Origin of the sequence: Paracoccus aestuariivivens (genome assembly GCF_009711225.1) — a bacterium.
In the GTDB taxonomy this organism is placed as follows: Bacteria; Pseudomonadota; Alphaproteobacteria; order Rhodobacterales; family Rhodobacteraceae; genus Paracoccus; species Paracoccus aestuariivivens.
The window spans coordinates 189781-216608 of sequence record NZ_WMIE01000001.1; the positions used below are offsets into that span (position 1 = coordinate 189781).

A 26828-nucleotide genomic window follows, 5' to 3' on the forward strand; every position below is an offset into this window, starting at 1 on the left:
AGATCCTCCGATCATGGCCCGAGACGTCATTCAGGCCTGCTCAAGTTCGAAGGCATCATGCAGTGCCTGCACCGCAAGTTCCATATATTTGCGGTCGATCAGGACCGAAATCTTGATCTCGCTGGTGGAGATCACCTTGATGTTGATGTTCTCGTCAGCAAGCGACTTGAACATGCGCGCGGCGACGCCAGCGTGGCTACGCATCCCGATGCCGACGACCGAAACCTTGCAGACCTCGGTATCGACGACCAGATCGTCATAGGCGATGGTTCCGGCCGCGCGGGCTTCTTCCATGACCTTGCGCGCACGCGCGACCTGATTGACCGGGCACGAGAAAGTCATGTCGGTCACCGAACCGGGGTGATCGTCATAATCCTTTTCCGAGATGTTCTGGACGATCATGTCCACGTTCACGCCAGCTTCGGCGAGAGGGGCAAAGATCGCGGCCGAGATGCCCGGCTTGTCCTCGACGGTCACCAAGGTGATCTTGGCTTCCTCGCGGGAATAGGCGACGCCGTTGACGACTTTCGATTCCATGATTTCATCCTCATCGCAGACCAGAGTGCCCGAATTCTCGTCGGTATCCTCGAACGAGGACAGCACCCGCAGGCGGACTTTGTAGCGCATGGCCAGTTCGACCGAGCGGGTCTGAAGGACCTTCGCGCCCAGGCTGGCCAGTTCCAGCATTTCCTCGAACGCGATCTTGTCAAGCTTGCGCGCTTTCGAGGTGATGCGCGGATCGGTCGTATAAACGCCGTCCACATCGGTATAGATATCGCAACGCTCGGCCCCGAAAGCCGCTGCGAAGGCGACAGCGGTCGTGTCCGAACCGCCGCGACCCAGCGTGGTGATGCGGCCCTCGGGCGAGACGCCCTGGAAGCCTGCGACCACAGCGACTTTCATGCCTTCGGCAAATTTCGTGTCGATGTTCTTGCGCGGAATGTCCACGAAGCGCGCCGACGAGTGCTGCGAGGTCGTGTTGATCGGCACTTGCCAACCCTGCCAGCTGCGCGCGGGGACATCCATCTCCTGCAGCGTCAGGGCCATAAGGCCGGCGGTCACGTTCTCGCCCGAAGCGACAACGGCGTCGTATTCACGCGCGTCGAACAGCGGAGAGGTCGCTTCGACCCAACCCACGAGTTCGTTCGTCTTGCCCGACATGGCACTGACGATAACGATGACGTCGTAACCGCGCTCAACCTCGCGCTTGACCTTCATCGCGGCATTCTTGATGCGATCGAGATCGGCCACCGAGGTGCCGCCGAATTTCATCACCAGAAGCGGCATTCCCTTGCCCCCAGCTACCACAGGATATCGGAGGGCGTTCTAGGGGCGGGATCGGGAAAGGGCAAGTGCGGAAAGGACTTGCCCGTTAGAACGGCGCCCTATCACGCAAAATATATGGATTCAGTCAGGATTCCACAAAATCGGACAGGCCAAGACGGCGGGAGCCCCAGAACAGAGCAACGAATTCGCGGATCACCGATCCTGATGACAATGAGGAAACTGGTCGGGGCGAGAGGATTCGAACCTCCGGCCTACGGTACCCAAAACCATCCCAAGATACTGTTATGCATTTGGTTAAAAGCAAACCGCCGACTAACTTCAGAAAACGAGATCAATGCGTTACGATGAATCTGCAAACCTGCACAGCTTCAGTTAAGCACCAAGTCGGACCAAGAGTTCAAGTTGTCACCGCTTGACCTCCCGCCCCGAAAGACCTTCACATTTGACGTAAAAATTGCATTTGTTGCCTAACCAGACCTTCGAGGTAGGCCATGTATCGTTTCAGTTTTTTTGTTGCGCTCATCTCATATTCAACTGCGATCAATGCGCAGCAGATTGAACTACGCCTTCACGGGTGCCAGACAAAGAGTGACAAAACATACTTCTGTCAATTGTCCAACTTAGGACCGATTGCTATTCCAGCCATCGAATATAACGTAACTTTGGCAGAAGATGGACGAACCTTCCCTTGGGCCGAGCATCGATCAGGCCAAGAGATTGCCGGCGGCCTTGAGCCCGGCGAGACAATGGATTTAGCAATACAGCTGCCTACGCTACCCCTGCGCGCGAACGAAGAAAACGTATCCATTTCAGTTGAACTTCTTCCGCAGTACCTGCCGCCACCCAGACCGCCAGCAGATGCGCCCGCTACAGCAAAGACTTTCGCCAATCAGGTCGAGGCCTGCTTTAATCGTAGCACCCTTTCAAGTGCTGCGGCAAATGGAGCTATAGACGTAAATGTCACTGGACTAAAAATCCAGAAAGTCAAGAATTACGTAACAGACGATGCCGCGGCGGAGCAGCTATTTCAGGCCGCCCGCAGAGCAATTCTAGTTTGCATGTCGAGAAACGGCACAGCAGACGTTGATGTATCGCTTCGGTTTGACGGTTCTGGCGTTCATGGTCTCCCGAGTGATTACTGACTACCAATCATCAAGACAAAGGCATGAACAAATATTAGTTTAAACCAGTCGTGCAAGTTCGTCACTACACCCGCTTGGCCAGCCAACTCTTATATGCGGAAGAATGACAACTAGACTGTCACCAGTTCGCTAGATCTCGATCACCGGCAGCGCTCTCAACTCCCGATTCCGCTGCTCCCAGCCCGGACCGCTGTACTCAGCATCTACGATCACCGTCATGTGCTCAGCGCCGCGGTGACCACATACCGAGCAGCGAGCGCGTCGAAGCAGTTCCGCACGAGAAATTGACCGAGACATGCAAATCGTCGATCGATGCCCGCAACGGCAGGTCAGATGGATATAGTGGCGCATTGGGCAGAGATAAGACGCGCTCCCTTAAGCGCAAAAGAGCCAAGACGGCTGCACAATGGCCTTCTCGGGCGCAAATCAGCATTTATCAGGCAAGTTTCGCTAAGTCTAAATAGTGACATGCGAATCTTATATAAAACTGATATTCTCATCGGCACTGTTGATGATTCTGTCAGAGGTAAAGTGCATGCCCTACATTCCCACAGGCACCTCATTAGAGGACGATATCTTAACCGCAAACGGTAGTGATTTTCACACTACTACCTTTCTTTACGGATTGACCTATACGATAGGTATGCTGGGGAATAGCAGTGGCGATGGAACACTATTGGATCCATACCTGTTAATGACACCTCCAGAAGGTGCGGTTGTCTACAACGACGATGCGGGTATTGGATTAAATGCTCTGATCACCTATCGAGCGATTACCACGGGAACACACAGTCTAGAGGCCACATCCTTTGACGGTGGCACAGGCTCATACACCATTTCGATTTCCGCAGGTCTAGGAACTCAAAATGGAGATGTGGTGAGAGGTTCTCAGTTCGCCGACATGGTCAACGGGCTAGGAGGCAATGATCAGATTGCTGGCCTTGGTGGAAATGATCGCATATCCGGTGCTAGCGGCAATGACACTCTTGGAGGGGGAAACGGCGCCGATACACTGCTTGGGGGAGAAAATAGTGATGTCCTCATCGGTAACACAGGTAACGATGTATTGCATGGTGGCAACCATAACGACGTAATTTATGGCGGTCCGGGAGCGGATATCTTAGGCGGAGGCTTTGGCGCTGACCGGTTTGTATTCCAACTAGCTGAGCACTCTACGGCTGGATCTGTCGATCGCATTGTCGCATCGGAAGGAGCCATCGCAATGCAAGGAGTGGGAGCAGTCGGTGGCGATGTGATCGACCTTCAACAAATTGATGCCAATACGACAGTCTCGGGAAATCAAGCCTTTGTATTTACCGGAGGAGGATTTGACTCTGGGCAGAGATCTGCTGGTCGCGTCTGGCTAGAGGAATATGGTGGCAGAACTTTGCTCCGTGGCAACACTGACGCAGATGCACAAGCCGAGATTTCAATTTGGATCGAAGACGGCAACGTTGCATGGAATCGGTATTATGCTGGTGACTTTGTCCTCTAACCCCGAGCTGTTAAAGGATACGATCCATTAACAAACAGGCGCTCCTGCATAAGCCTGATACCCAAAAACCGCCCCTCAGTGCGAATCGAGGGGCGGAATCAAGCTCTTATACGCAACGACCCGCTAGCAATGGGCCTCTGCAACTTCATAGCAATTCCCCAAGGCGCGCTCATCCACGTTTCCCATTCCTGCTGAGTTCGCAGAATCACGGGCATGGCCTTTGGGTGGATTTCCTCGACCTCGGCGTTTGGGGAACAGGTCAAAAAACCAAATAGATCGTCGGTCGTTTCGCCGTCCTTGACCTTGCGGATACTAGTCCAGCCCCGCACCTCTATACCGGCAAAGAACATGGGGCCACCATCGATCGACGCGAACCATACTGGCTTCCGATCGGCGCCTGGCTCACTAAAGCGATCAACCGGAACAAGGCAGCGGTGCTCAGGTCCCAGCCAGCGCCGCCAATGAGGTGATCCGACGTTTCGGATATTGGTCACGCCGCTATCACGCCCCGATGCGGGCAGATAGGTCGGCGGGGTAGGCATTCCCCAACGCGCCTTCACGATTTCTGCGCCATGTACACCCTGCCTGATTATAGGTGCCAACCGGTCAGGATATGCATCGTCAGGCCAAGGTTCATTGCCTGTTCGATCATGAGCAGGAAATAACCGGCCTATCTCAGCTGCAGTGCGGATCGGGGTGTAGAGGTTGCACATCCTGTCAGGTTGAAGGGTCGCATAGCGATTCGCCAGCATTGAGATTGAGACTGGGCTAAGAGGCAGTCCCTCGGTCTAAGAGGCGAGGTGATTGACTGATGAGTTGGGCGTTACTTGACGCCCCACTTGGCAAAGATGGCGCCTGAGATCCCGAGAGCCGAGACTATTGCTGTCACAGCGGTCTCCAGATGGATCGTCAGGATGCCGGTATCGGCGTTGAAGCCCACGCCCCAACCAGTCAGGAAACCAGCCAGCGTGACGAGGACTGGCGACAGGACATAAAGCGCCATGCGGACTGCGATGTTGTTCATGGGTCATTCTCCAATAAAAAAACCCCGACTCGGCGGGGTCGTGTGGCTGGCGCAATCCGCGCCCTAACATGTGACGCTGCGGCACATATTGCTGGTCTCACACCCCTTAGCTAAAGGCGCGCGGTTAATTGGTTAGGGTGTGTGGTTCGATGAACGGTGTTACTGAGGCTTGGGAAGATACGCTTAAACGCATCGAGAATGTCGAGCGTGGCACGGACCATTTAGATGTTCAGCTAGGCAGGGTTCTCGGGGAACTGACTGACATCCTGAAAAATCAGCACATTATCCTGTCGAACCAAAATAAGATCATCCGCAAGCTGCTGATGATTTTGGGTATTGCCCTGGTCACGCTCGCTGTCACGATGGCGTCGGGCTTTTACTCCTGAGAAGCGAGACCTCTTACGCCCCCGAAAGCGCGGCGATCCGGTCGCGGGCGAGGTTGAAGGCGTCCAGCGCGGCTTGACTGCGCGGACCCCATTTGCCGTCAATTTTCGAGGTGTAGAGGCCGAGCGCGGCGAGGATGGTTTGCATCTCATGCTCTGGAGTGGCCGCGCCCGCTTCGAACAGTGCGCGCTCGGCGGCACGGCGACGGATCAACCCGTCCAGCTTCACGCCGTCATCATAGATCCAACGCCCGAACTGTTCGGCAGCGCCCGCGTAGTCGCCCGCGTTCAGCTTGCGCAGCAGCGTGGACGATGCCACCTGCCCGCGCCCGAGGTTGAACACGAACGAGACAAGCGCCCCGAACTGGTTTTCCGTCAGCGGGACTTTGACCATTTCGGCAACGTCCGATTCCGCCCCCACCACATCGCGCGTGAGGATTTCAGCCGCTTCCGCTGCCGTAATTTTCATCCCCGCCATGACGCGTGGTGCGCCTGCGGCAGAGGTATGGCCGTAGCCGATTGTTAGCACGTTGCCGGTATCGTAATAGGCAGTCGTGCGCAGGCCTTCGAACTCGCGGATCAGCGCGAATGCAGCGTTGTTCGTTTTCATGGTGATCTCGCAAAGAAAAAGCCGTCCGGAAGGACGGCGTGAAGGGTTGCGGGTTGAGGGCTATTCGCTCTCGATCCTCGCCTCGATCTTCCGCAGACTGTCGAGGATCAGGATCATCCGCTCGTCCTGCCGCGCATTATTGGTTTCCAGCGCCCGCACTCGCGCCTCCGCGGCCGCAATGGACGCGGCGTTATGCACGACCCGCTCGTTGATATTGTCGGCGCGACCCGAGAGATTGCCCCACGCCACCGCGATTGACACGATCATGCCCCCTGCAACGAGGATGTTGCCCGTTGAAATTCGATTGTCCACTTGCACCATACTCATTGCGGCCACCTGTAGCGGATGAATGTGAAAAGCCCCGCGCAGTGGCGGGGCCGCTCGGTGAATGCGCGAGCCTCACAGCCCGAAAATCGATCCAGAGCCGAACGCCCATGCGTTGATCTGGTCGAGCAGCGCGGGTTCCGCATGCGCATCGTGGCCAACGAACGTCAGCGCCCCCGCCATGCGACCCGAATAGCTGTCAGCCGTCCCGAGCGCGTTATGAGCGCCAAGCGTCATCAGCGTTTGGGTCGGCGGGTACGGCACCGGCCAGACAGCCGTCGCCCATGTCCAGGATGCCGCGCCGGTCGCCCGCACGCCGCATTTGACGGTCCGCGTATCGGGATCGAGGCACATCGCCACGGCCTGCCACGTATCGAGTGGGATACCTCCTGCCGGAATCTCCGCATTGCCCCAGTTCGGCGAGACATCACCGACCCATGCATACATGCCGAGCTGGCCGCTGGTCTGGCGCAAGATCCACGTATTGCGGCCCGTGCCAGTCGAGCGGGCTGACAGCAGGTGTTGGTTGACCGCCGCATCGGTGATCGTCGGGCGGATGATCAGGACTTTCGTCAGCTTGCCGATTGCCAACTCGCCAAGCGCCATTTGGTCCGGTCGTGTTTTGACAAATTCCAGCGCGTCCGTCAGTCCACCGGGGCCGCCGCCCGCAAGATAGGCGGGCTGGCTTGCCGGCACGCCCTGTGTCAGCGGACGTGAGGTGCCGATCGGGTTGATCTGCGAGACGCGCTGCGTTCCGGACACGTCACCGCGCACGATCGAGGGCGCTTTGAATTCGAACCGGTCGGTCAACCCGAGGCCCGAAAAATCGATGGTGCTATCAAAATAGGTGGCGAGCGCCGGATTGACCGGATCGCCGGTGCCGATGATTTGAGCCATAGCCAGCCCCCTCAGATCGTGATGTTGAAATAGTCGGACGCCATCCAGCGATGCATCGGACGACCGGTCAGGATCGCGCGGCCCTGCCAATCGGCGCGGATGTTGCCACGGTTGGCCGACCGGTTATCGCCCCATGCGGAGTTAACCGTTCCGTCATTGTGCATCGCATAACGGACCTGCAGCGTGCCGGAACTCGGCTCGCTGGCAAGCGTCAAGGTGATGCGGCGACGGTCCACGACTACGCTGGCGATGGGGACGTTCACGCCATCAACTGAAGCCTCGAAGCCGTAGAACGGGATTGGCGCGCCGCCCGTATAGGCCCCTGTCGTGGCGTTATACGTCCCGCCAGTCTGGTGACGGTCGGAAACGATGGACGTATCTGCGATGACGTCATGCGCGCCGATCACGTCGAAGGTCACGACCGCGCCCGAGCGGCGAGGATTAGCCAACTGCGGCCCGCCCCATGGTTCACCGCGCAACGTTTTCTCTGCCGCGATGGCCCGCAATTCGCCAACCTCGACCGAAGCCCAGCGGGTCAGGTGGATGTGGTCGATATGCTCGTGACCGTAGCCCCCGGTGACCATGACACAATCATCCCGCTCGCGGCACAGATCTGACGTGACCTTGATGTGATCAGCGTAGCCTTTGTTCTGCGTCGGCATCTGCTGCATGACGAGGAACACCGGTTTGACGGTCTGGCCGGTGATCTCCATGACCGTCTCGCTCATCCGGTCGAGCAGCAGTTCCAGATTGGTGCGATAGGTGGCGTAGCTGTCGTCGGTGTTTGCCTGCCCGTGCGTCCAGGGAATGAAGCGCACTTCGTAGGGCACGCCCAGACCTGCGGCGATATCGAAAGCGTCTTGCACAGCACCTTCCCACGCCGCCCAGCACGACCCGTCGCCTATGGCATAGGGCAGATCGAGCGGCGCGAGAACTTCCAGAGCCGTGCCGCCCTTGGCCTCGGTGCGGGCCATGACGACTAGCGGTCGGCCTTCATCGTTGGCGGATCGCGCCAGCCGGAATGCCAAAGCACCCGTCAAGGTCTGGATATCCGCGTCCGTCTCAGACCCCGCGGCGAATGCGGTTGCCGGCACCCGGCCTGCCGCGCCCTCCCAGCCCAGAAAGCCCCGCCCGTCATTCAGGGTCAGCACGTTGCGAGGGAACCGCTGGCCAGCCAGCGTGTAGCCTGCCACATCGTTTTGCGCGATGCCGGTCTGGGCGTTCCGCGCTTCCCACGACTGACCATAGGCGTGAATGCCGACAATCGCACCCATAGGCTTGTGGAACTCGGCAGGCCCGCTGGTCAGCGTGGGATAGTCGCCAACCGCAACGGGCAGATTGTCGGCGATGTATGCCAGCGTCCGTTCGTCCGGCTGGAATCGCACGCGTCCGCGATAGTCCCACGCCATCAGCGTGGTCAGCCCGTCGCTCGACAGGATACGGTCCACCCAACGGCCAGAAGTCACGCGGCCTGCAATGTTTCGCGCTATCAGCTTGGTCGCCTCCCAAGCCCCGTCCAGTGCGCGAAATCCCCCGAGCAGGTAGCGCAGGCGGGCGTTGATTGCCGACTTGGCTACAAACTCGTGCATGTAGGTCTGAGCTTCGTCGGTGATGACCGCACGCCGCGCCGCTTTTTCGTCGTCCATTTCGGACGGGGCCACCACCTCGACCAGAGGCGTTTGCGTCGTCGCGCTTTCCCGCCGGTAGATCGTCGGGCGGGTCAAGCCATCAGCGCCCCTCGAGACGACGGCAAAGGACTCGTCGTCCGCAACTGCAGCCCGACCGATCGCGATGGTATCGTAAAAACGAGCATTGAACGCCGCTGCGACCGCTGCAGCCTGCGCGTCCAGCCGCGCCTGCTCGGTGGCGCTGCGATGTGCTGTCGTCTGAGTACGATCCGAGGCGGTGGCGCTACGGTCCTGACCCGTTTGCGCGCGATCCAGCGCCGCAGCTCCGGCCGCCGTGGTCGATGCAGTTTCGGCCTGCAGGATGCGGGCCTCACGCTCCTCGATCGTCTCCGCCACGCCGACCGCCCGATCGAACCGCTCGCGGTCCGCTGGGACTATCCCACCGGGCAGTCCACGCCATGATCCTACTGCCATTAAGGCCTCCGCGCGTTGATGCGATGGTCTCCATGGCCATCGAGCGTTGACCAGTCGTTTCCGATCTGGATCTGGACCGCGCACCGATAGGTGCGGGCGTCTTCCAGGATCAGTTCGCCAGTGAAATCGAATGCGGCGATAGACGGATGATCGAGTACCGATCCGTCTTCGTACCGGAACGGTCCCGAGGACACGTATCCGGGGATCGTGATGATCACCCCAGATCGAGAAAGGACAAGCCGCAGCGATAGCCCGTCCAACGGCATCGGCGCGCCGTCCGGCTGATCGATCGGGAAACCGAGCGTTCCCGCCTCACCAATTACATAGTCGAATTGCGTCATTACGATCTCGCAACAAAAAACCCCGCGCGATGGCGGGGCGTCAGGTTTCAGGATTTTCGGGTCACTCGACTCGGATGATCCGCAGGATCGCGCTGATGATCGCGTTAGACCCCGCCGAAGCCGCGTAGAGCGTCAGGGCTACGGCCCCGCCGCCATTGACGCTGAAATACCCAGACGCCGTGTCGGACGCCCCCGCGCCAGCCGGAACAGCGGGCCGGTCGAGAATGAACGTGGTTAGCGGGAAGGCGATAACTCCTGCGCCCGCAGACTGTGCCACCTGGAAGTTGATATTCCCCGCCGTGGCGCCTTTGGTCGCTTGATATTCGATGTCGAAGCGGTACCGCTCTCCCGGCGCGACGGTCACCGTGTTGCTTGTGCAGATGACCGTTGCCGAGGCCGTCACCGCGACCGCCACGCCAGCAACAGAGTTTTGCGCTCCCGCGGCGGCATGGATACGGTTACCCAAAGCTGTCGCCCCACCTGCAAAAGTATAAGCGCCGAAGCCGGTTTCTTTGACGGACCCCACGCCGATAAACATGTTGTCGGTCATGATGTTATCTGACGCCACGGTCAGGAAGCCGAAGCCGGTGGACGCCCGCCAGATCGTGTTATCGCGCACGTGGGTGGATCGCAGAACATCGAAGGTTCCCGGCGACGAAACCAGACCAGCCTCGCTGCCGTCACGCAGGTGGTGGTAGCAGAGGATTTTGTTGTCGCGGATCGTGGACAGCGACATGGTGTTGGCGCTGATCGCGTAAAAATTGTACCCCCAGACGGCAGCATAGCGGTACAACTCGCAGCCGCTGATCAAAACCTCGGTCATGCGGGTCGTGGTAATACAGAACTGCGACGCGTTTACGTGGCAGTTCTGAATCCACAGCGCCGGCTGCGTATTGGTCGGCGCGATGTCCGAGGTCACATCAGCGATAATGCCGGTCCGCGCTGCGACAACCTTGCTATCAATAACGCGCAGGCCCTCGACCGGACCGTCGAACACGATGCCGCGCTCAACGGCGCGAACGTTGGCATTGTAGAATTCGATTGACGTTGCGGTGTCAGCCTCGGCCACGTCATCGGTCGTGACGAGAATGCCGGTCGTGCCGTCCGTCCACGAGAAAGCCGACGCGCCGTTGGCAAAGGACAGATCGCGCCGCCCGTGAGTGCGGACATCTTTCATCACCGCCATGTTAGTGTTGTGGAAGTGGAACCCCACGGTCCAGCAATGGGCGAACTGGTCCACGCCAACTGCGTTCAGGTTCTCGAAGTAGAAAAAACCGTCGCGTCGGGCTGCAACAATGCCACCAGATGCAAGCGACACCTTGAAGGCGGTGCCAGACAGCAGCCCGTTGGTGAGAAATTTACAATCCCGCCAACGGGTCAGCTTCGGGACCGCGAGGCTGACATCAACGCCACCCCCCGCGCCCGTATTCAGGATCGTCAGACCCGTGACCTGCGTCTCGACATTCGTCACGGTGATGCGGCGACCACAAGCGTAGATGCGGCCAAGCCCCCCAAAAACTATGTGACCAGACCGCAAGGTGCGTTCCAATGCGTCGGCGTCGTCGATCAATCCGTTGCCAGTCGCGCCGTAGGCCAGCGGGGTAACGACCCCGCCGCCACCAGGGAGGACACGCAGCATAATGCCGCCCGCGGTGGTGATGTCCGGATCTGATGCAACAACCTCGTAGGCGTATCCGCCGATACGGGTCTGGATCACGTCCCCGACCGCGACAGTATCGAGACTGCCAGCCGTCAGCGTGAAAGATGTGTCCGCTTTGAGCGCCGCAACGCTGGACGACCAACGGCCCGTCTGGTCGGTGCGGTCCACGCGGTCGATAACCGCCTCGATCCGCCCGTCCGCCTCTGCGATCAGGTCGGCAAAATCACCTTCAAACCGGTTCGACCACTCTCGGAAATCCTGCTTGCCCGGATAATGGGTTCCCGACCGTGGGTCGCCTCCCGGCGCAGGGCGTCCAACCGGTTCGTCCGGCAATCCGTCCCCGGTATAGCGGACATAATCGCGGAAAAGGATGTCAGCTGTCGTGGGCATAGCACCTCGCACATACAAAAACCCGCGCGAGGCGGGCTGAGTCAGTCAGATTTCAGGGAGATCAGGCGGTGGCGGTCACTGGACCGGCCGTTACGGACGCGACTCCGGAACCGTTGATGGTGATGGCCCAATAGTATCGCAGCGCCGAAGCCCCCGGCGGATCGTCGTCGTAGCCGGAGACCTGTCCCGCCAATCCATCCACGGTTTTGATATGCGTTGCCGTCGAGAAATTGTTGACGGAGTTGCGGAAAATCTGCGTCTGGTAGAAATTCGATGCCGCATTGACCCAATCCAGAGCCACAACCCCGCCAGCAGCAACCGCGCTGAATGATGTCGGCGGGTCGGGCTGCTCGGCGTTGGCCCGCACCGTGATCGATCCGGTATTGACCCAGTCCGTGCGACCAGCCCACTTAATGCGGACGGTGTGCGTGGTGTTGTCATCAAGAATTCCCGATTTCGCCCGCAATCGCCCGCCAGTCATGGCAACCCATTCTCCCGGCCCGTCATCACTGACATCCGCGACCGAACCCGGCGAAGTCTCGGCCCGCAGCCGCAGCCCTTCACGGTCCGGATTATCCACAGTGACCGCGATCTGGGCGCCATAAACCCCCGAGCTGACAAGCACACGTTCTTGCGTCAACACCGCGCCAGCCGGATTTCCAGTCGGATTATCCGGCGTCGGAATTGAGGTATAGGTCAGCGGCAGATCGGTTTCCTCGGTCGGGGCATGCCAGCCATAAGGATTGTCGAGGCTCGCAATACCGATTTCACAGAACCCGGACGGAATGTCGAAGGTGTGGCCGGTCACCTCAAAAACACCATTCAGCCCGATATCCGGCGCAACAACGCCGATCGTGTGGATGCCATTCCCTTTCGGCCACCGCGCTTTCATACCGACCAGATTGGTCCGCAGCGTCCCAACGATTTCTCGGCGATCCTTCGCCATCTTGATTTTCATCAGCCGCTGCAACTGCGTCCCTGAAGGACACATATCCAGATCAAGCTGCTCCGTCCGCACCTCGCTGTTCGCCAGGGAAACGGCATCCTCGATTTCGCGCACCTCGATCGGCTGATAGGCGTGTGCCGGACTGACAAACGAGCCTTTCAGAACGTTATAGGCATCCAACGGATCGTCACCATCGCCCAGATCGAACTCGAGAATGTCGGCATCGGTGATCGTTACATCGGGCACCGACCATGCCCCGCCCAAAATGCCGATCTTGCCCTCGGCAGTCTCATAAAGCTGCGCATCGCAGACCGAGAGCATCCGTGCTGTCACATCTTTCAGCGACTCATCCAGTGCATAGAAACCGCAGAGGCTATATCGCGGCTCTGTCCCACCATTTTTCAGGGCCACGGTTTGGCTGGAGATCGTCACAAAATTTGCCCAGCTGTCATCGTCCAGCTTCGACAATGGAAACCCCCAACCATCCGGATGGGTCATGAAGTCGCGGATGCATAGACCCGCATTCTCGGTATATTGCTGGAAGCCCAGCAGGTTGCGCACCCGCGAGCCCCGCACCTCGACCTGTACCTTGGTGCCGGGACCATTCGGAAAATACTTGCCGAAATCCTCATCCGAGGGATCGCCAAAGCAGGTCAGAAACGTCGCCTGCCCTTCAAGCCGATGCTGTGCCGTCCATAGTGCCGGGAAAAGGCTCAGATTGCGGGGCGGAATCGCGGTATAATCTCCGCCATTGCCGCTGCCGTCGCGGAAATAGCTGCGCTTGTATCGGGACACCCTGCCTTCGGCATCCTGCGAAACCGGCTTACCATCCCACCAGAACTGGATCAGCCCATCGACACGACCGTGATGGCATACGACCAGCTGGAACAACTCACCCTGCGCTGACTCATGGAATGAACGAACGCCTCCAAGCAGCAGCCTGCCCCAACCGCGGATGCGCGGCTGATCGGCCTGGCTGATTGTAGCCTTCACCGTCTGGCCATCGACCTTGCGTCGCTGCATTGCCATTCCGACGATCGACCAGCTCAAACTCTGGCCGAAGGCAATGATTGCACCAGCGGCTGTCGTGCCGATCGCACCGGCAATCCCCGCCCAAGCAGCCGTGCCGGCAATAAAGGAAAAGATCGCCATTCATTTCACCCAAGCCAGCTCCGCGCGCCGGTATCCAAGCCGCGTCAAATCCAGCCCCTCAGGGCCGGTCGATAGTTGAACCAAGGTTGCCCCGCGCTCGGATGCCCAGGCCTCGAAGCCGCGCAGCAGCCTGAGCCCCGAACGATCCCGCGCGAACCAACCCATCTCTTGCGCGATCAGCGCCGGGTTGATGATCGTTGGCCGCAAAATGCCCGCGATGAACCCACCACCCGTTACAGCAACATATCCGTCGTCACTGGCAAGCAATCCCGCCAGTGTCCGGGATACCCATGCGCGATCAACAGGAACCGGACCGGAAACGGCAACCCGAAGATCCTCGATCATGTCGACGATGTCAGGGATGTCGATTGACGCCGCGCGCCTCATTTTCGCCAATCCGTCTCGTATCCGTTGGCGTAAAGCGGCAAGCGCTCGAAGCCGATATCCCCGGGATAACGGGCCTGCTGATCGGCATGGGTCCAGCGCCCGCGCGGAGCGGCATTGCGCTTGAGCCAGATGCCCCAGGTCTCCAGGGTGATGCGGCGCTGCGTCGTGCCCGTTCCGCCATAAGGCATGCGCTGCATGGTTCCGGTGTATAGCGACATCGGCGATCCGATAGGGTCGCCGTACATCAACTCACCCCCGCCAGCGGTAAATCCTGCCATCGTCGCATTGGCGAAAAGCTGCAGATAGACAGTGACATCACGGTTGCGTACCCGCGCCTTGGCGTTCAGAGCCAACCCCAGCATTTCCGGCGTGGCAGCTACGGTGAAGTCAACCTGCCGGGCCGAGGTCGAATAGCCGCTGGCGATCGGGCTGACCGCAATCAGGTCACCCAGACCCTTCCACCTGTGGCCCGCAACATCGAGATCACCGAAGCCTGTCCACCAACGCTGCGGCGAATCCAGAAAATCCATATGGACCAGCGCAGCCTGCGCAATGCTGCCGTTGCGCAAAACCTCGTCGGGAATTGCCAGAAGATCATCCCGCGCGGTCATAGCGCCTCACGGAACTGCACCTGCACGGTGGGATAAAGCCCCTCATAATCATGCGGAATCGCCCCTGCATCTTCATTGACCAGCCGCATCCTGCAGACTGGTCGGTTGATGTTGACGACAGCGCCCGCCGCGACAGCCTCCCGCAGCGGCGGATCGAAATGCACGGAATAGCGCGGGCCGGTCTCGGTCTCGCGCGAGAGATCTACATAACGGACGCGGTGCAGGCGGTCGGCGATACTGAACAGATGCCCCGGTCTCAGCCCGAGCGTGTCGGGATAACGGACCTCGATCTCGGTCGCGCGCAAAGCTGCAGCCCGGTTGACCACGACATGCACCGACTCGCTATTCACGAAGCCGAAATGTTCCATGGTCTGGGCATCGCGCAGGTTGGCAATGGTGAAGAACGGCACGCGCTGGCCATTCGCATCCCGTGGCAGGTACTTGTCAAAGACCGGCACCAACGTGGTGCCGATCCGACCCTGCATCTGCGCAAGGAAAGCACTCCACTGCAGAGAGGCTGCCTCATTGTGCAGAATCAGAGTCAGCGATCCGGCCCAACGCCCGCGCATGGTAGGTATGGTCGTATCGACACCGGAAATGCTTTCCTGCGGTTCCTGCGACAATCCGATCAAGGAAAACTCGGATCGCCGCAGCCCGGGAAGGTGCGGAAAGGTGACCTGCATCAATACGCCATCTTTTCGTTGCGCCGGACATATTCCGGGGTCTTTGACAGGGTTCGCTGACTTTCCTGACGGATTGAGGCCTTAATGGTTGCCAAGATCCGGCCGTCATCGGTCAAGGTCAGCTGCGATGCCTGCAATTCCGGTCGCAGCGCCCCACCGGCCTTCTGTGCCACGATCTTGGACAGGCCACCCGGAACGACATCCGAACCGCCCGGCAGCTTGACGATTTCACCGGAGCGTTCATTGATCTGCGCCCAGCCGCCGGAGAAGTTTTTCACGCCGTTGGCAAACCCCGGAATTGCGGGCAGGCCAGCGCCACGCAGCGCGCCTGCCAGAGCATCGCCACCGCCGCGGAAGAAGTTGCCCATACTGGCGAACAAGGAACCGCCACCACCAAAATTGGAGAAAGCGTTGTCCCATGCTGCCGCCGCGCGCATTTCGACCAGCTTGGCGACAATGTTAGCGAGCGCATCCTTGACGCTCATCGCGCCGGTGCTGACCTGCGTAAACACGTCCTTCATCGAATTGCGCCAGTCCAGGGTGCGCTGGTTTGCTTCATCAAGAGTGGCGTTCTGGCGGGTCAATGCCGCGATCTGCTGGCCGGTCGCGCTGGTCGCCGAGACCTGCGCCTCGCGCAGATTTTCCCAGACAGCCACTTCCGTTTCCGACATCCCGAACGTGCCTTTAAGCTTTTCGTTTTCTTCACGAAGGCGCTTCATCACATCCTGTAAGGGGGTTAGCTTCGCAGCGGCATTCTTGCCGGCCTCGCCAGCCTTGTCAGCCGCACCGGCAACACCGGTATCTGAACCAAGAGCAGAAGCCGCTTCAGTCGCACTTTCCGAAACCGTCTTGTTGAGCGCCGCGAGTGACGTGAGCGGCGCGCTCGCCGCGTTCCAACTCGCGCTGAGCGTCTCTCCGGCTGCCCCCGCAGCATCGGATGCTTCGGACGAGGCCGCACTAAGTCCGGCAATAGCTTCTTGAAACGGCTCGGCAGTGCTCAGCGTCGTCCCGAAGATCGTGTTCATACCGGAGGCGATCTGCGACACAAACCATGCGAAGTTCGACAGCATGTCATGCAGAGCCGCGAAGAAGACGCTCTTCATTTTCTGAACGCCGCCACTCACCGCCGCCGGGACCATGTCAAAGGCGATGCCAATCCGATCGAAAACCTCGACCGCGATGTCCTTGAGCAAGCCAAAGGCCTCGCCCACCCCGCCTGCCGCGTCCACCAGATCAAGAAACTTCCCGACCAGATACCCTGCAGCCACGACGAGCGCACCGATCCCGGTGGAAATCAGCGCACCGCGCAACAGGATGAAACCGCGCGAAAGCGATTTTGCGGCTACTGCAGCTCGCGCCGCTGCAAGCGATTGCGCACCAAGTGCCATTTCCAACGCAACTGACTGCGCCACCGCCGCGGTCATCGCCCTCACTGCCGTGACCCCGACAGCAACGGCATAGCGTGTCGCGAAGGCCGTCGCGACGACGATCGCGATCCCCGCCAGCGTCCGCATCCCGCTGGAAATCGCGTCGGCATGCCGATGAAAGAACATGGCCGCCGAGGTCACTGCCGCCGCGAGCATCTTGATGACGGGCACGGCCTGCGCGCCGATGGTATTTTTCATGCCATCAACAGCCAGCCGCATGTCAGAGATCGCCGACTTCCCCTCGCGGAGAGATGCCAGCATGGGGCCACTCAGGATTGCACCCATCTTCCCAGCGCGATCGCCGTATTCCTGCATCAACCTGCCGCCATTCTTCAGCAGTGGCAGCAGCAGGGTGCTGTCAGAGGCCATGGCCTCCATGTAGAAGGTAAAGTCCTGCTGGTTGACGTTGGCCTTTTCCAGCGACGACACATAAAGCTGCATTGCATCCGCACCCGAGAGGTTGCGGAACTGCTGTGCGGTGACACCTATTTTCGGGGCGATCTTCTCGAAGAAATCCGCCATCGGCCCGCCGCCCGTCTGGACGAAATCGCCGACTCGATCGTTCACGTCCTTCAGGATATCGCCCAGCTTTTCTTGCTCGATACCTACCGATTTCGCACCCGCGCTCCAGCGCTGGAACTGCTCAGGCAGGGTATTGGCGACCTGCGACAGACGGTCGATCTCGGCACCTGCTTGCACTGCGCCCACACCCATCGCGGTCATCGCGGTTCCGAATGACGCAACCATGCCTGCGGCGATTTTTCCAGCAGCCGCAGCGAAGCGGGTCAGCTTGCTGCTGGACTGGCTAAGACCGCGCGAGAACTGGGCGCTGTCGAGACCAAGATTGACGCGCAATGCGCCGATGACCGATGCGACCATGATCCACCTCAGGCATTAAAAAAGACCGGGCAGATCACTGCCCGGCATGACGGGCCAAGGCCCGGTCGATCCTGTCCCATTCTGCGTGGAACATCTTTGCCCGCTCGGCACGATCAGGCTTTTCGCCCAGAAACTCCGGCAGCTGGATGACCCTTTCCAGATGGGGCAGCATCGCGCCGAACCAGACCAGCTCACGATCGCGCCGGTCACGCAGATCCGCACCTTCCATTTCCAGATGCAGCAGCCGGGGCGTCAGATCCCAGAAGCGGGCGGGATCAAGGCCGAGGCGCAGATACTGCCGATAGGCCGCCCCGATATCTAGCGCCGACGCGGCTTCGGCGCTTTCGGCTTTCCCGCGGGCTCAGGATCCGCGTCAGGGCTGCTTTCCGTCATCAAGCGATCAAACGCGCCTTCATTCTGGGCCAGAAGATCATCCACCAACCATCTGTCAGCCACATCGGCATGATGGCGCTGCAAGGCACCAAGGAACATGGCCTGCACAATCTTGAGCGGCGGCATCCAGTTTTCCGGAGCATCAGCCGGAGCCTCCAGCTGATTGAAGAAGTCGTTGCCGAATTCCGCCTGCAGATCGGCCAGAACGCTCATACCCAATGACAGACGATAGTCCTCGCCGTTTGCCTTCAGGCGCAGGTCACCACGAATATTTGCCATGATCAGCCACCCACCGGCGGCACGACACGCGGGTTCGGCGTGACGCGGTTGAATATCTTGAATGCCACGGTGGACATGCGCTTTTCGCCGACCGCCCCGGTCGGCGTGAAGGCGTTGACATAGCCACGATAGGTGCGGCGCAGCCCGGCGACGACCATTTCAACCAGGATATGTTCTTCGGTCCCGGCTTCGGTCAACCCAGCCAACTCATCCAGCATGGTGTCGCCCTCATCAGCGGCCCAAAGCTGTTTGTCGATCGAGTAATCCGCTGCGGCCATCAGACCCGGCTTGGTCTCGCGCGAGCGGCCCGGCGATTGCTGGTGCGTGACGTCCTGATCCTCAGGGGCACGCTCAGGCATCGGCAGGGTCTCGACGCCGAAAATCTGGGTGAAGGTGGCTGTGGTGCTGCCAGCAGCGAAGCGACCGATCCACAACTGATCGTCCCAGCTGACATCGGCCTCTGAACGGCGTTCAGGCATTGGCGTTTCTCCAGTTCGTGATGAAGTCCATCGAAATCCAGTACGGGCGGTCCACCGCCTGCTGGTTTTTGTTGCTGCGTTGCTGCGACAGCGAGATGAGACGAAAGCCGCCGGCGCGATAGCCGTGCAGCACATCTCGCACCGCCCGTGCCACAATCGTCGCGCCGCCGAAGGTCAGATCGTAAACATCGACCTGTACCCGACCCTGCCACAGACCGTCCGGCCCCTGCTGGGTCAGACCATCGACATTATCGATCAGATGCAGCGCGATTGCGGGCGGTCGAGCGCCTTGCGGCACCTCACCCCAATTGATGTTTGCAGGCGCAACCAGCGCCATCACCGCTGATGAAGTCGTCAGCAACGCGCGAAACTCTTCTTCCATCGCGCTCAAGCCTCCCAGCCGTTCCGTTTCGCCTGACGCTTGATTGCCGCCTCGATCTCCGCCCATAGAAGCGGCGCGAGCCTGTCGACGGTCGGCCGAGCCTCCGCATCGAAAGCGGGCCGCATGAACGGCTGGGGCGCCGTGCCCGGATGTTGCGCGCCAGCAAACACGCCGCCGACGATATGCGGCTCGGTGCCGAATTCGACCAGATGGCCATGACGCCCCCCTGCGCCCAGTTTGTAGGAAGGACCGACAAACAGCTCGATGGAAGACCGCTCATCAGCCGTAAGCTTGCGGTGCTTGCTCTTCTGGCTCTTATTCAGCAGGCCGCCGATGATGACGGAATCGCGCAACTCGCCATCATCGACCGGCGCCAGTGACTTCGCCATGTCGCGCATCGGCCCAGCAGCCTTACGCAGGGATTTCCGCAGAACGGAGCGATTCACCGACTTGGAGAGGTTGTCTAATGCCTTCTCCAGATCAGCCAGCCCCTGAATATTCATCCGCGACGAATTTGCCATCAATCCACCCTTGCGGTTGCGGTGATTTCCAGAAGGTTGCGGCGGCCGAGATCGTGAACCCCGGCGATGTCATAGACTGCCCCGCGCCAGACCAGCCGATCCGTTGCAGTGATCCCGCGCGAGAAAGCGCCAGACCGGATCACGAAACGACAGGTCCGGCTGGCCTCGACCCATCCTGCAGCCGCCCGCTCTGCCTCGGACAGAAACTCGACTCCGGCCCAAACCGGCGGCCCATGATTGTCCGATGCCGGATTGGCGGCATTCCAGACCCGATCCGCGCTGAAGCCGTCATCCCTGATGCGGGCGCGGCGGAACTGGATCCGCTGATCAAGCCTTGCCATCAGCGCACCTCGCATGGGCGGCGGTACCGCGACTGCCGCATGATCTGGTGAAATCCGAAGCTCAGCGACGGTCGGGTATAGGCTTCCTCTACGGTGATGTCCGAGGCGTGCCATTCCTTGACCAGAAGGATGATGGCACGGCGCAGGCGGTCCGGGATGGTACGTGGATCGGCATGACCGACCCGCACCTGCAATGTGTCACCGACATAGTCTTCGCGGATGAACCGTGGCTCATTGAAGGGGCGAACCAACCGCCCGCTGGTCACCCCGACCAGCTCGATCGCCGGTGCGCAGGGCAGCCAGAATTCCGACCAGCAACCCTCGGGCAGATCGATCTCGACCACACGTGGTTGAATCGGATGATTGGTCGCCGTTTCGATCACATCGGTCGCAGCGGCGATCAGCTGGTCAAAGACCATGGCGTCGGCTTCGTCGAAATGAAGCTGCTCGGCCAACTCCTTGACGGTGACCGGCAGATCGTCCGGCGCGTCGATGATGCGCATGACCGATCAGCGGCCTTGCTTGGGCAGAACCGCCTTGCCGGTTGCAGCCGGTTCCGCCTTGGCCTCGGTGACCACGCCATCGGCATCGACCACCTCTGCAGGCTCCGTGGGCGCGGCCACGGGATCAACCTTCAGTGCGGCCTCGCGCCGGTCCAGATCCAAGGCGCGCGCTTCCAGATCAGCTTCGCGGGCAGCAAGATCCGCCTCGCGGTCAATGAGGTCCTGCGCGGCGCGTTCGATTTCGGCACTGGCCTCCTTGAAGGCATCGGTGTCGCGCGGATCGATCAAGATGGAGGCGATCACGCGATCACCAGCCTCGGGCTGATCGGGGGCTTTTTCGGCAATTCCCTGGTCGATCAGCGCCTCGGCCTGATCGGCATCGAACCCGGCAATTTCTCCGGCATTGTAGCGCGACCAACCGCGCAGAAAGGTCAGGGCAATTTTCCGTGCCATGCATGCAGTTCCACAAATGAGGGGGAAAAGGCGCGGGCGATATCACCCGCGCCAGGGATCAGAGCGACCAGCCCTTGGCGTTGAAGCCCGCAAAGGCCACGTCATGCTCGAGGGCGAAGTCATGCTCGGAGATCGCGCGCATCAGGGTCAGGTCGTTCTGGAACGCGCTGATCCAGTTGGTGCCATCGTAGTAGCTGGCGCTGGAGTCCACAGTCAGCGTCAGATCCATGCTGTCGCCAATCATCGCCTCCGAGAACTCGCCGAAATAGATTTCGGTCTCATCCGCCGCTGTGGCGAGGTTGTTCGCGATCTGCGACGTGGTGTGGATCGGTGCGCCCAGCAGCCGCCCACTGGCCTCGATCGACGGGAACAGCGGATTGCCGTTCGCATCCTTGAGCGAGGCGAGGAAGCTCTTGGCCGAGGCGCGCATGATCCAGCCGGGATTGGTCAATGTCACATTAGCGTCCTCGACGCGCGAGACAACGCGGCGCAGCGCGACCTCGGCTGCAGCCGCCGTCGCAGCAACGCCCGAGTTCAGGGCGGCGGTCCAGTTTCCGGCCACCAGCCAGTTGCGAATGCCCCTCGGCGTATTCGCGGTGCCATCGCCACGGATGAAGGCCAGATCCTCGCGTTGCGCCATGACCTTCAAGAGGTCGTCACGCACCATCTGGGCCATGGCAAAGCTGGAATGGCGCAGCAGGGAATTGCCGACCGGAACCAGACCGGTCAGCTTCTTGAACGACTGATCCAGCTTGTCGAAGGTCGGCTCGCTCGCACCGATCTGGCCGTTTTCAGCCGTATAGCTGGCCGTCGCCGAGGCCAGCTGCTTGGCGTGACGAACCTGTCCGGCGGGCATCGGGAAGGTGCGGGCACCGGCAGCGCGCACGACGACGCGCGGGCGCAGCAATTCGATCAGTTCCGCCGCCATCGGGCGCGGCACCGTTACGCCGCCTGCGGCATCGGTCGCACCGGAAAGTGCCGCCGAGATGCCCGAATGACCCTCGGCATCGAGATAGGCCACGGCCTTGTCACGATCGCCTTTGTTGCGGGCCAAGGCATGGACGACGAAGCCGAGGGCGACGCCCTTCTCGGCCGGGTTGTGCGGTTGAGCCGGACGGGACGCGCCGGGCTGGTTGCCTTGATCGCCCACGGCAGCGGCAGCGGCGGCCGCCTCGGCAGATTCGGCCCGCTTCACGCTTGCGTTCAACTGATCGAAGCTAGCCTGCGCTTTCTCAAAATCCGCGACGGCAGCGATATGGGCCTCGGCATCGGTCGCAGTGCCTGCGTCTTCCAGTGCGGTGATCGCATCGGCGGCGGCCTGCAGGGCGGTGGCAGCGGCCTTGCGGTCGCGGCGGAGGTCGTCAAGTTTCGCCATCGGGCGTCTCCTATGAAAAAGCCGCGCTCGATGGCGCGGCCGGGAACCCCTGCCGCGACCGGCAGGTGGGGGAACTGATGTCAGGCCTCGGTAGCGGCCATCGCGGCAGCGGCGCGCGCCCTGAACTGCGCCCGCGTCGAAGTCCGGTTGCTCGCGCCGTAAGTCTCGAACAGCCGGGCGTAAAAGCCGCTTCTGGTTTCGACCGTATCGGCCAGACCGCGCGCAATGGCGTCCTGCCCCCGAAAGACCGCGCCGCCATCACGCGGATCGGCAGTGACCGACAGGCGGGCCGGAAGATCGTCTAGAGCCATGCCGCGACCCGAGGCAACGGCTGCATGAAACACCGCCTCATACTCATCGAGCGAGCGGCGCAACTCGGTCATACCTTCCTCTGTGCCCGGATCAGGGCGCTTGGCGCGGGCGTGGCTGGAGGTCAGCGCATATTGTTGCTCGCCCCAGTTGTCCGGCCCGACGATGCTGTACGCGACCATGGCCACGCCGATCGATCCGACGACGCCACCGGGGATCACCGCCAGCGTGCTGGCCTGCGATCCGATCCAATAAGCGGCCGAGGCGGCGAGTGGTGCGGCCAAGGCATGAACCGGCTTCACCGCACCGGCGGCCGAGACGGCGGCGGCGGCCCCTTCGCATCCGGTCACCGTGCCGCCGGGGCTGTCGATATCGAGGACAATGGCCGAGACATCGGCTCGGCCTGACAATTCAGCCAGTGCATCGGCAATGCCGAAATAGGTTGACCAGCCGAACCAGCGTTCCAGAACAGCACTGTTCGGGGTGAGGATGCCACGTACCGGCACCACGGCGATGCCGCGCTGCACGGTGAAACGCTCGACAGCCGCCGCCACCGGCTGACCCCCTCGCGCATCGACCTGCGGCAGATCCATCGCCAGAAGGTCGCGGGCGAAATCCACCGCGACCGCCGCCGGCGCGCCGGAAAACATCGACATGACGCTATTCCGCATCTTGCTCATCCTTTGTCTGGTTTTCGCTGCGGGTCATGTTCGGCGGTGGATAGAGGTCGTCGCCGCCTGGTTTCGGCTGCCAACCCTCCTTCACCCGTGCCTCATTGGGCGAGATGAACGGCCCGCCGACCGCCTTGGCCATGGCCTCGTAGCGTTCCTTGGTCGTCGGGCGCAGCAGCGTGTCGAAATCATGGCGGAAGAACATGCCGCCTTCCCGCTCGCGCTGGGTCAGCAGCGACAGTGCATATTGGTCCTCGAGCTGCTTGCCCCAATGCAGCAGGCAGTCGGTCAGGTAGTCGATGGCCGCCTGTTCGGCATTGGCCTTCACCCCGTATTCGAGGATCTGCAACTTGGTCGGCGGCACCCGGTAGACCGAGGCAATCTGTTCCCGGTCGAAGCGCCGCGCCGCCAGCAATTCCTGCTCGGCGGCGGAAAGATCAAGTCGCTGGATCTTGTCGTTCATGCCGAGGAGGGGCAAGCCATTGGCCTCAGGGTCTTCGATGGCAGCGCGCACCCGCCGGGCATTGCGCCGATAGGCCTCATCGTCCTCGTATGTGTCTTCCATGTTGATATAGGCGCGGATCGAGGTTCCCGAGACGGTGCGCGCCGCCGATTCCTGCCCGGCCAGAGCGAGGCCGATGCTCTCCGCCGCCACCTCGAGCGGAGAGCGCCCGGTCCAGCCATCCAGCGCCATGTAGCGCAAATGCAGGATGGTGCGCGACGGGGAACGGCGCAGCACTCCGGCCCCGTCCTCGATATCGTAGAACCGTTCGCGACCCGATTTCAGCACCGAGACCGCATCCGGATTCAGAACGTCCAGCAACTCCAACTCGCCGCCGCCGTCGCGCGGCGCGTAGGCAAAAGCATTTCCGCGCAAGGCAAAGGTATAGGCCAGCGCATAGCGCGACACGATGGCAGGAATACCGGGCGCGCTTTCGACATTCAGCAGATAGGCGGCGGGATGGTCTCGCAGCCGGTCTTCCTGTCCGTCTTCGCGGCGCTGGTAAAGCTTCAGCGGGATCTTGGCGAGATCGCCCGCGATGACATTACAGCAGGAAAAAACCGTGGCGTGCCGCTGGGCGAGGGTGGCCGAGACGCGCGGCAAGGTTTTGACCCGGCTTTGCGCCCCCCAGCCGCCCTCGGAAATCCAGCCGCGCGGTTGCGAAGTGCCGCTCGGGCCATCGGCGCAGGCCACCGGAGCCGCTACACTGGGCTCGACCCGAACCGGCTGCACCGGGCGGGCAAAGATCCTTCCAATGATGCTCATACCGTCTCGATCTCCCGCGCCTTGCGCTTGCCTTCTGCGGCCTCGGCCCGTCCGACGGCCATGATTGCCGCGACCGCGGGATCAATACGCCCCCGCGATCTGGCCTTGTTCGGTTTGACGTTTTCTGCCGCGTCCTCGTCGCGGTGGACATTGCCGATGGCCCAAGCCAGCACCGGATTGCCGTTGTGGCGCAGGCGCTTGTTCATCATCGCCACCTCGAAGCGCTTCATCGGCGATGACATCGAGGTGTAACCCTGCCCATGCTCGACCAGCGGAAAGCGGCGGCGGTTCAGTTCCTTGGCGACATATTTCATGCCCCATCGGTCATAAGCGACCTCCTGGACATTGAAGATCTGCCGGATGACTTCCAGGCGCTCGATGACCTTGTCCTCATCAATGGCGCCACCGCTATGTACTTCCAGCCAGCCCTCATTGCGCCACTGGACGTATTCGCGCTTCTCGGATTGCGCCCGCTGGATGAAGCCCTTCGGCCCCGCCGCGATGAAGCTGTAGCAGATCAGGTAGATCAGCCCATCATGCGGCACGGCCACCACGATCGATGTCAGGTCGGTGGTTTTCGAGAGATCCACCCCGACCCACGCTTTCTTTCCGTAAAGCATGGCGGGGTCGAAAGGCTCGGCCCCGATATCCCACACGCTGCGCTCGATCCATGACTGCGCACCCTCGGTCCATAGATTCAGGTGCAGACGGCGAAAATTCGGCATCCGACCCGCAATGGCGAGCGCTTCCCGAAGCTTGGCCGAGAAATCATCTTCCTTGAAGGCCACCCCCAGATTCGGATTGGCCATGCGCCAGACCTTCGGATCATGGATGTCGCAATCCGGTGGAGGCTCCGCCACATAGGCAAAGAACCGGTCATCAACCGTCTGCCCGCGCAGCACCTGTTCCGAATATTCCCGCAACTCGCCGCAGATCGACACCATGTCCGCACCGGCGGTCGTGATGGCCCAATCTATCGGTTGCGAACGCGCGATCATCGAGTTCACGACAACCTCGGCCAGCTCGCGGTCATTCCAGCGGTGAACCTCATCGCGGGCCGCAAAATGCGGGTTAATCCCGTCCGAGGTATTGCCGTCGCGTGACAGGCATTTGATTTCGCCACTGGTCTGCGGCACCTCGATCGAAGTCCGCCAGGGCTTCATCAGCTGGCTGAGCGCGGGCGAAGCCGCGATCATCCGTTTCAGTTCCTTGAACAGCAGTCCGGCCTGATCGCGCGTTGTCGCCGCGCAGTAACCCTGCGGCGCGGATTCTCGATCGAAGAGCTGCGTGAACAACATCGGCACGGCGGTATCGGTGGTCTTGCCGTTCTTCTTCGCCACCTGATGGTAGGTATTGCGGAACCGGCGCAAACCGTCTTCCTCGCGCTTCCAACCGAAAACGCTGCCATGGCGAAACACTTGCCATGGCTCCAACTCCAACGGCTGGCCACCTTTTGGACCGGTCGTATGCTGGATCAGCTTGGCGAAGTTCGTGACCCGTGATGCTGCCTTGCAGTCAAAAAACAACCCGCGATCGCGCCCGGTTTCGAGATCCAGCAGATGACGATTGCAGGCGAGCTGAACCAGATCGCCCGCGACGGTGCGCCCCTCGACCACATCAAGCGCATAACGCGAGACCGGATGATCAATCGGGTCCATCGAGACTTCTCATCAGATCGGCGAACAGATCACCCTGCGCGCCGCCTTTCAGCCGCGCCTCATCGACAGGCGTCAGACCGAAGCGCGCGGCAAGTTGGTTCATGCCTGCCACAGCCTGCGTCAGCTGAACCCACGAGGCGCGATGCTTCTGCTGCATGCCGTTGCGGGTTTGCACCTCGTACCAGCTGCCCATCATGGCAACTTCATGGGACATCGCCACGACATGCCCTGCCATGACGCAATAAGCGGCAAAGGTGTCTTCGTATTCCGGCTCCAACCGGCCCTTGTTGATCAGGACCGGGGCCAGCCGTTCCCATACCTCGCGGGCATGGTCATCGAGATGTTCGGGCGCAGCCGGGGCGCGGCGGGTTTGTTCACCCTTCATCGGGATGACGTTATCGAGGCTCGGTTTCGCTCCGCGCATCGCCATCTCCTTTGCCTGAATGATTTGAGAGTG

The 26828-nt window shown here is 60.8% G+C and carries 30 protein-coding genes; 3 read left to right on the top strand and 27 right to left on the bottom strand.

The window, feature by feature from the left end; translation table 11 throughout:
- Positions 1–30: 30 nt before the first annotated feature.
- Entirely contained in the window at positions 31–1287 is a 1257-nt protein-coding gene (locus GL286_RS00970) for an aspartate kinase (protein WP_155093681.1), read from the bottom strand.
- A 491-nt stretch (positions 1288–1778) separates the two neighbouring features.
- Between GL286_RS00970 and GL286_RS00975 the strand changes: the two genes are divergently transcribed.
- Together GL286_RS00975 and GL286_RS00980 are read left to right on the top strand one after the other, a co-directional pair.
- Entirely contained in the window at positions 1779–2429 is a 651-nt protein-coding gene (locus GL286_RS00975; RefSeq protein ID WP_155093682.1) for a hypothetical protein, read from the top strand.
- 535 nt (positions 2430–2964) lie between these two features.
- A complete protein-coding gene (locus GL286_RS00980; protein WP_170294999.1) occupies positions 2965–3924 on the top strand; it encodes a calcium-binding protein in 960 nt (319 codons plus the stop codon).
- Positions 3925–4022: 98 nt separating this feature from the next.
- Here GL286_RS00980 and GL286_RS00985 read toward each other — a convergent pair whose 3' ends face one another.
- Both GL286_RS00985 and GL286_RS00990 read right to left on the bottom strand, forming a co-directional pair.
- Complete coding sequence (locus tag GL286_RS00985) at positions 4023–4676, bottom strand: SOS response-associated peptidase (protein ID WP_343038807.1); 654 nt, start codon at positions 4674–4676, stop codon at positions 4023–4025.
- A gap of 71 nt (positions 4677–4747) precedes the next feature.
- Positions 4748–4948: a hypothetical protein gene (locus GL286_RS00990; RefSeq protein ID WP_155093684.1), complete on the bottom strand. Its 201-nt coding sequence runs from the start codon at positions 4946–4948 to the stop codon at positions 4748–4750.
- Between the two features lie 149 nt (positions 4949–5097).
- Between GL286_RS00990 and GL286_RS00995 the strand changes: the two genes are divergently transcribed.
- On the top strand, positions 5098–5334 hold the full coding sequence (locus tag GL286_RS00995; RefSeq protein ID WP_155093685.1) for a hypothetical protein: 237 nt from the start codon (positions 5098–5100) through the stop codon (positions 5332–5334).
- A gap of 13 nt (positions 5335–5347) precedes the next feature.
- Here the strand turns inward: GL286_RS00995 and GL286_RS01000 are convergent, their stop codons facing one another.
- The 24 genes from GL286_RS01000 to GL286_RS01115 form a co-directional block, all read right to left on the bottom strand.
- Positions 5348–5941: a glycoside hydrolase family protein gene (locus GL286_RS01000; RefSeq protein ID WP_155093686.1), complete on the bottom strand. Its 594-nt coding sequence runs from the start codon at positions 5939–5941 to the stop codon at positions 5348–5350.
- Between the two features lie 60 nt (positions 5942–6001).
- Complete coding sequence (locus GL286_RS01005; RefSeq protein ID WP_155093687.1) at positions 6002–6268, bottom strand: hypothetical protein; 267 nt, start codon at positions 6266–6268, stop codon at positions 6002–6004.
- A gap of 72 nt (positions 6269–6340) precedes the next feature.
- The gene (locus GL286_RS01010) at positions 6341–7162 is read right to left on the bottom strand and encodes a hypothetical protein (protein WP_155093688.1); all 822 of its coding nucleotides are present in this window, start codon (positions 7160–7162) and stop codon (positions 6341–6343) included.
- Positions 7163–7173: 11 nt separating this feature from the next.
- Positions 7174–9264: a hypothetical protein gene (locus GL286_RS01015; protein ID WP_155093689.1), complete on the bottom strand. Its 2091-nt coding sequence runs from the start codon at positions 9262–9264 to the stop codon at positions 7174–7176.
- On the bottom strand, positions 9264–9605 hold the full coding sequence (locus GL286_RS01020) for a hypothetical protein (protein ID WP_155093690.1): 342 nt from the start codon (positions 9603–9605) through the stop codon (positions 9264–9266). The genes GL286_RS01015 and GL286_RS01020 overlap by 1 nt, the downstream gene beginning before the upstream one ends.
- A gap of 61 nt (positions 9606–9666) precedes the next feature.
- Positions 9667–11433: a hypothetical protein gene (locus tag GL286_RS01025; RefSeq protein WP_170295000.1), complete on the bottom strand. Its 1767-nt coding sequence runs from the start codon at positions 11431–11433 to the stop codon at positions 9667–9669.
- A gap of 283 nt (positions 11434–11716) precedes the next feature.
- Positions 11717–13753 carry a phage tail protein gene (locus GL286_RS01030; protein WP_155093692.1) on the bottom strand — a complete coding sequence of 679 codons (2037 nt, stop codon included), beginning with the start codon at positions 13751–13753 and terminating at the stop codon, positions 11717–11719.
- Positions 13754–14149, bottom strand: a complete 396-nt coding sequence (locus GL286_RS01035) for a hypothetical protein (protein ID WP_170295001.1) — start codon at positions 14147–14149, stop codon at positions 13754–13756.
- Positions 14137–14751: a hypothetical protein gene (locus GL286_RS01040; RefSeq protein WP_155093694.1), complete on the bottom strand. Its 615-nt coding sequence runs from the start codon at positions 14749–14751 to the stop codon at positions 14137–14139. The genes GL286_RS01035 and GL286_RS01040 overlap by 13 nt, the downstream gene beginning before the upstream one ends.
- Positions 14748–15434, bottom strand: coding sequence for a hypothetical protein (locus tag GL286_RS01045; RefSeq protein ID WP_155093695.1), 687 nt, complete (start codon positions 15432–15434; stop codon positions 14748–14750). Before GL286_RS01045 ends, GL286_RS01040 begins: the two co-directional genes overlap by 4 nt.
- Positions 15434–17740, bottom strand: coding sequence for a hypothetical protein (locus GL286_RS01050; protein WP_155093696.1), 2307 nt, complete (start codon positions 17738–17740; stop codon positions 15434–15436). The genes GL286_RS01045 and GL286_RS01050 overlap by 1 nt, the downstream gene beginning before the upstream one ends.
- A 34-nt stretch (positions 17741–17774) precedes the next feature.
- Positions 17775–17969, bottom strand: a complete 195-nt coding sequence (locus tag GL286_RS01055; protein WP_155093697.1) for a hypothetical protein — start codon at positions 17967–17969, stop codon at positions 17775–17777.
- 89 nt (positions 17970–18058) lie between these two features.
- Positions 18059–18412 carry a hypothetical protein gene (locus GL286_RS01060; protein ID WP_155093698.1) on the bottom strand — a complete coding sequence of 118 codons (354 nt, stop codon included), beginning with the start codon at positions 18410–18412 and terminating at the stop codon, positions 18059–18061.
- Positions 18413–18414: 2 nt separating this feature from the next.
- Entirely contained in the window at positions 18415–18891 is a 477-nt protein-coding gene (locus GL286_RS01065) for a phage tail protein (RefSeq protein ID WP_155093699.1), read from the bottom strand.
- Positions 18884–19273, bottom strand: coding sequence for a DUF3168 domain-containing protein (locus tag GL286_RS01070; protein ID WP_170295002.1), 390 nt, complete (start codon positions 19271–19273; stop codon positions 18884–18886). The genes GL286_RS01065 and GL286_RS01070 overlap by 8 nt, the downstream gene beginning before the upstream one ends.
- Positions 19274–19278: 5 nt before the next feature.
- On the bottom strand, positions 19279–19794 hold the full coding sequence (locus tag GL286_RS01075) for an HK97-gp10 family putative phage morphogenesis protein (protein ID WP_246184796.1): 516 nt from the start codon (positions 19792–19794) through the stop codon (positions 19279–19281).
- Positions 19794–20135 carry a head-tail adaptor protein gene (locus GL286_RS01080; protein WP_170295003.1) on the bottom strand — a complete coding sequence of 114 codons (342 nt, stop codon included), beginning with the start codon at positions 20133–20135 and terminating at the stop codon, positions 19794–19796. Before GL286_RS01080 ends, GL286_RS01075 begins: the two co-directional genes overlap by 1 nt.
- The gene (locus GL286_RS01085) at positions 20135–20638 is read right to left on the bottom strand and encodes a hypothetical protein (protein WP_155093702.1); all 504 of its coding nucleotides are present in this window, start codon (positions 20636–20638) and stop codon (positions 20135–20137) included. The genes GL286_RS01080 and GL286_RS01085 overlap by 1 nt, the downstream gene beginning before the upstream one ends.
- A 6-nt stretch (positions 20639–20644) precedes the next feature.
- Positions 20645–21091 carry a hypothetical protein gene (locus tag GL286_RS01090; RefSeq protein WP_155093703.1) on the bottom strand — a complete coding sequence of 149 codons (447 nt, stop codon included), beginning with the start codon at positions 21089–21091 and terminating at the stop codon, positions 20645–20647.
- A 58-nt stretch (positions 21092–21149) separates the two neighbouring features.
- Positions 21150–22466 (bottom strand): phage major capsid protein, encoded by a 1317-nt coding sequence (locus tag GL286_RS01095; RefSeq protein WP_155093704.1) that lies wholly within the window; start codon positions 22464–22466, stop codon positions 21150–21152.
- 80 nt (positions 22467–22546) lie between these two features.
- A complete protein-coding gene (locus tag GL286_RS01100) occupies positions 22547–23446 on the bottom strand; it encodes a S49 family peptidase (protein ID WP_155093705.1) in 900 nt (299 codons plus the stop codon).
- Positions 23436–24713, bottom strand: coding sequence for a phage portal protein (locus GL286_RS01105; RefSeq protein WP_155093706.1), 1278 nt, complete (start codon positions 24711–24713; stop codon positions 23436–23438). Before GL286_RS01105 ends, GL286_RS01100 begins: the two co-directional genes overlap by 11 nt.
- Complete coding sequence (locus GL286_RS01110) at positions 24710–26371, bottom strand: terminase large subunit (protein ID WP_155093707.1); 1662 nt, start codon at positions 26369–26371, stop codon at positions 24710–24712. The genes GL286_RS01105 and GL286_RS01110 overlap by 4 nt, the downstream gene beginning before the upstream one ends.
- Positions 26358–26795: a P27 family phage terminase small subunit gene (locus GL286_RS01115; protein ID WP_155093708.1), complete on the bottom strand. Its 438-nt coding sequence runs from the start codon at positions 26793–26795 to the stop codon at positions 26358–26360. Before GL286_RS01115 ends, GL286_RS01110 begins: the two co-directional genes overlap by 14 nt.
- Between the last annotated feature and the right edge of the window lie 33 nt (positions 26796–26828).

Coding starts and splice junctions, on each gene's coding strand:
- GL286_RS01115 (WP_155093708.1), bottom strand. CDS start 26,795: ATGCGCGGAGCGAAACCGAGCCTCGATAACGTCATCCCGATGAAGGGT.
- GL286_RS00975 (WP_155093682.1), top strand. CDS start 1,779: ATGTATCGTTTCAGTTTTTTTGTTGCGCTCATCTCATATTCAACTGCG.
- GL286_RS00980 (WP_170294999.1), top strand. CDS start 2,965: ATGCCCTACATTCCCACAGGCACCTCATTAGAGGACGATATCTTAACC.
- GL286_RS01055 (WP_155093697.1), bottom strand. CDS start 17,969: ATGGAAGGTGCGGATCTGCGTGACCGGCGCGATCGTGAGCTGGTCTGG.
- GL286_RS01110 (WP_155093707.1), bottom strand. CDS start 26,371: ATGGACCCGATTGATCATCCGGTCTCGCGTTATGCGCTTGATGTGGTC.
- GL286_RS01085 (WP_155093702.1), bottom strand. CDS start 20,638: ATGCGCATCATCGACGCGCCGGACGATCTGCCGGTCACCGTCAAGGAG.
- GL286_RS01005 (WP_155093687.1), bottom strand. CDS start 6,268: ATGAGTATGGTGCAAGTGGACAATCGAATTTCAACGGGCAACATCCTC.
- GL286_RS01105 (WP_155093706.1), bottom strand. CDS start 24,713: ATGAGCATCATTGGAAGGATCTTTGCCCGCCCGGTGCAGCCGGTTCGG.
- GL286_RS01095 (WP_155093704.1), bottom strand. CDS start 22,466: ATGGCGAAACTTGACGACCTCCGCCGCGACCGCAAGGCCGCTGCCACC.
- GL286_RS01030 (WP_155093692.1), bottom strand. CDS start 13,753: ATGGCGATCTTTTCCTTTATTGCCGGCACGGCTGCTTGGGCGGGGATT.
- GL286_RS01000 (WP_155093686.1), bottom strand. CDS start 5,941: ATGAAAACGAACAACGCTGCATTCGCGCTGATCCGCGAGTTCGAAGGC.
- GL286_RS01090 (WP_155093703.1), bottom strand. CDS start 21,091: ATGGCACGGAAAATTGCCCTGACCTTTCTGCGCGGTTGGTCGCGCTAC.
- GL286_RS00985 (WP_343038807.1), bottom strand. CDS start 4,676: ATGCTGGCGAATCGCTATGCGACCCTTCAACCTGACAGGATGTGCAAC.
- GL286_RS01015 (WP_155093689.1), bottom strand. CDS start 9,264: ATGGCAGTAGGATCATGGCGTGGACTGCCCGGTGGGATAGTCCCAGCG.
- GL286_RS01020 (WP_155093690.1), bottom strand. CDS start 9,605: ATGACGCAATTCGACTATGTAATTGGTGAGGCGGGAACGCTCGGTTTC.
- GL286_RS00995 (WP_155093685.1), top strand. CDS start 5,098: ATGAACGGTGTTACTGAGGCTTGGGAAGATACGCTTAAACGCATCGAG.
- GL286_RS01040 (WP_155093694.1), bottom strand. CDS start 14,751: ATGACCGCGCGGGATGATCTTCTGGCAATTCCCGACGAGGTTTTGCGC.
- GL286_RS00970 (WP_155093681.1), bottom strand. CDS start 1,287: ATGCCGCTTCTGGTGATGAAATTCGGCGGCACCTCGGTGGCCGATCTC.
- GL286_RS01010 (WP_155093688.1), bottom strand. CDS start 7,162: ATGGCTCAAATCATCGGCACCGGCGATCCGGTCAATCCGGCGCTCGCC.
- GL286_RS01060 (WP_155093698.1), bottom strand. CDS start 18,412: ATGGCAAATATTCGTGGTGACCTGCGCCTGAAGGCAAACGGCGAGGAC.
- GL286_RS01065 (WP_155093699.1), bottom strand. CDS start 18,891: ATGCCTGAACGCCGTTCAGAGGCCGATGTCAGCTGGGACGATCAGTTG.
- GL286_RS01050 (WP_155093696.1), bottom strand. CDS start 17,740: ATGGTCGCATCGGTCATCGGCGCATTGCGCGTCAATCTTGGTCTCGAC.
- GL286_RS01075 (WP_246184796.1), bottom strand. CDS start 19,794: ATGGCAAATTCGTCGCGGATGAATATTCAGGGGCTGGCTGATCTGGAG.
- GL286_RS01100 (WP_155093705.1), bottom strand. CDS start 23,446: ATGCGGAATAGCGTCATGTCGATGTTTTCCGGCGCGCCGGCGGCGGTC.
- GL286_RS00990 (WP_155093684.1), bottom strand. CDS start 4,948: ATGAACAACATCGCAGTCCGCATGGCGCTTTATGTCCTGTCGCCAGTC.
- GL286_RS01070 (WP_170295002.1), bottom strand. CDS start 19,273: ATGGAAGAAGAGTTTCGCGCGTTGCTGACGACTTCATCAGCGGTGATG.
- GL286_RS01080 (WP_170295003.1), bottom strand. CDS start 20,135: ATGGCAAGGCTTGATCAGCGGATCCAGTTCCGCCGCGCCCGCATCAGG.
- GL286_RS01045 (WP_155093695.1), bottom strand. CDS start 15,434: ATGCAGGTCACCTTTCCGCACCTTCCCGGGCTGCGGCGATCCGAGTTT.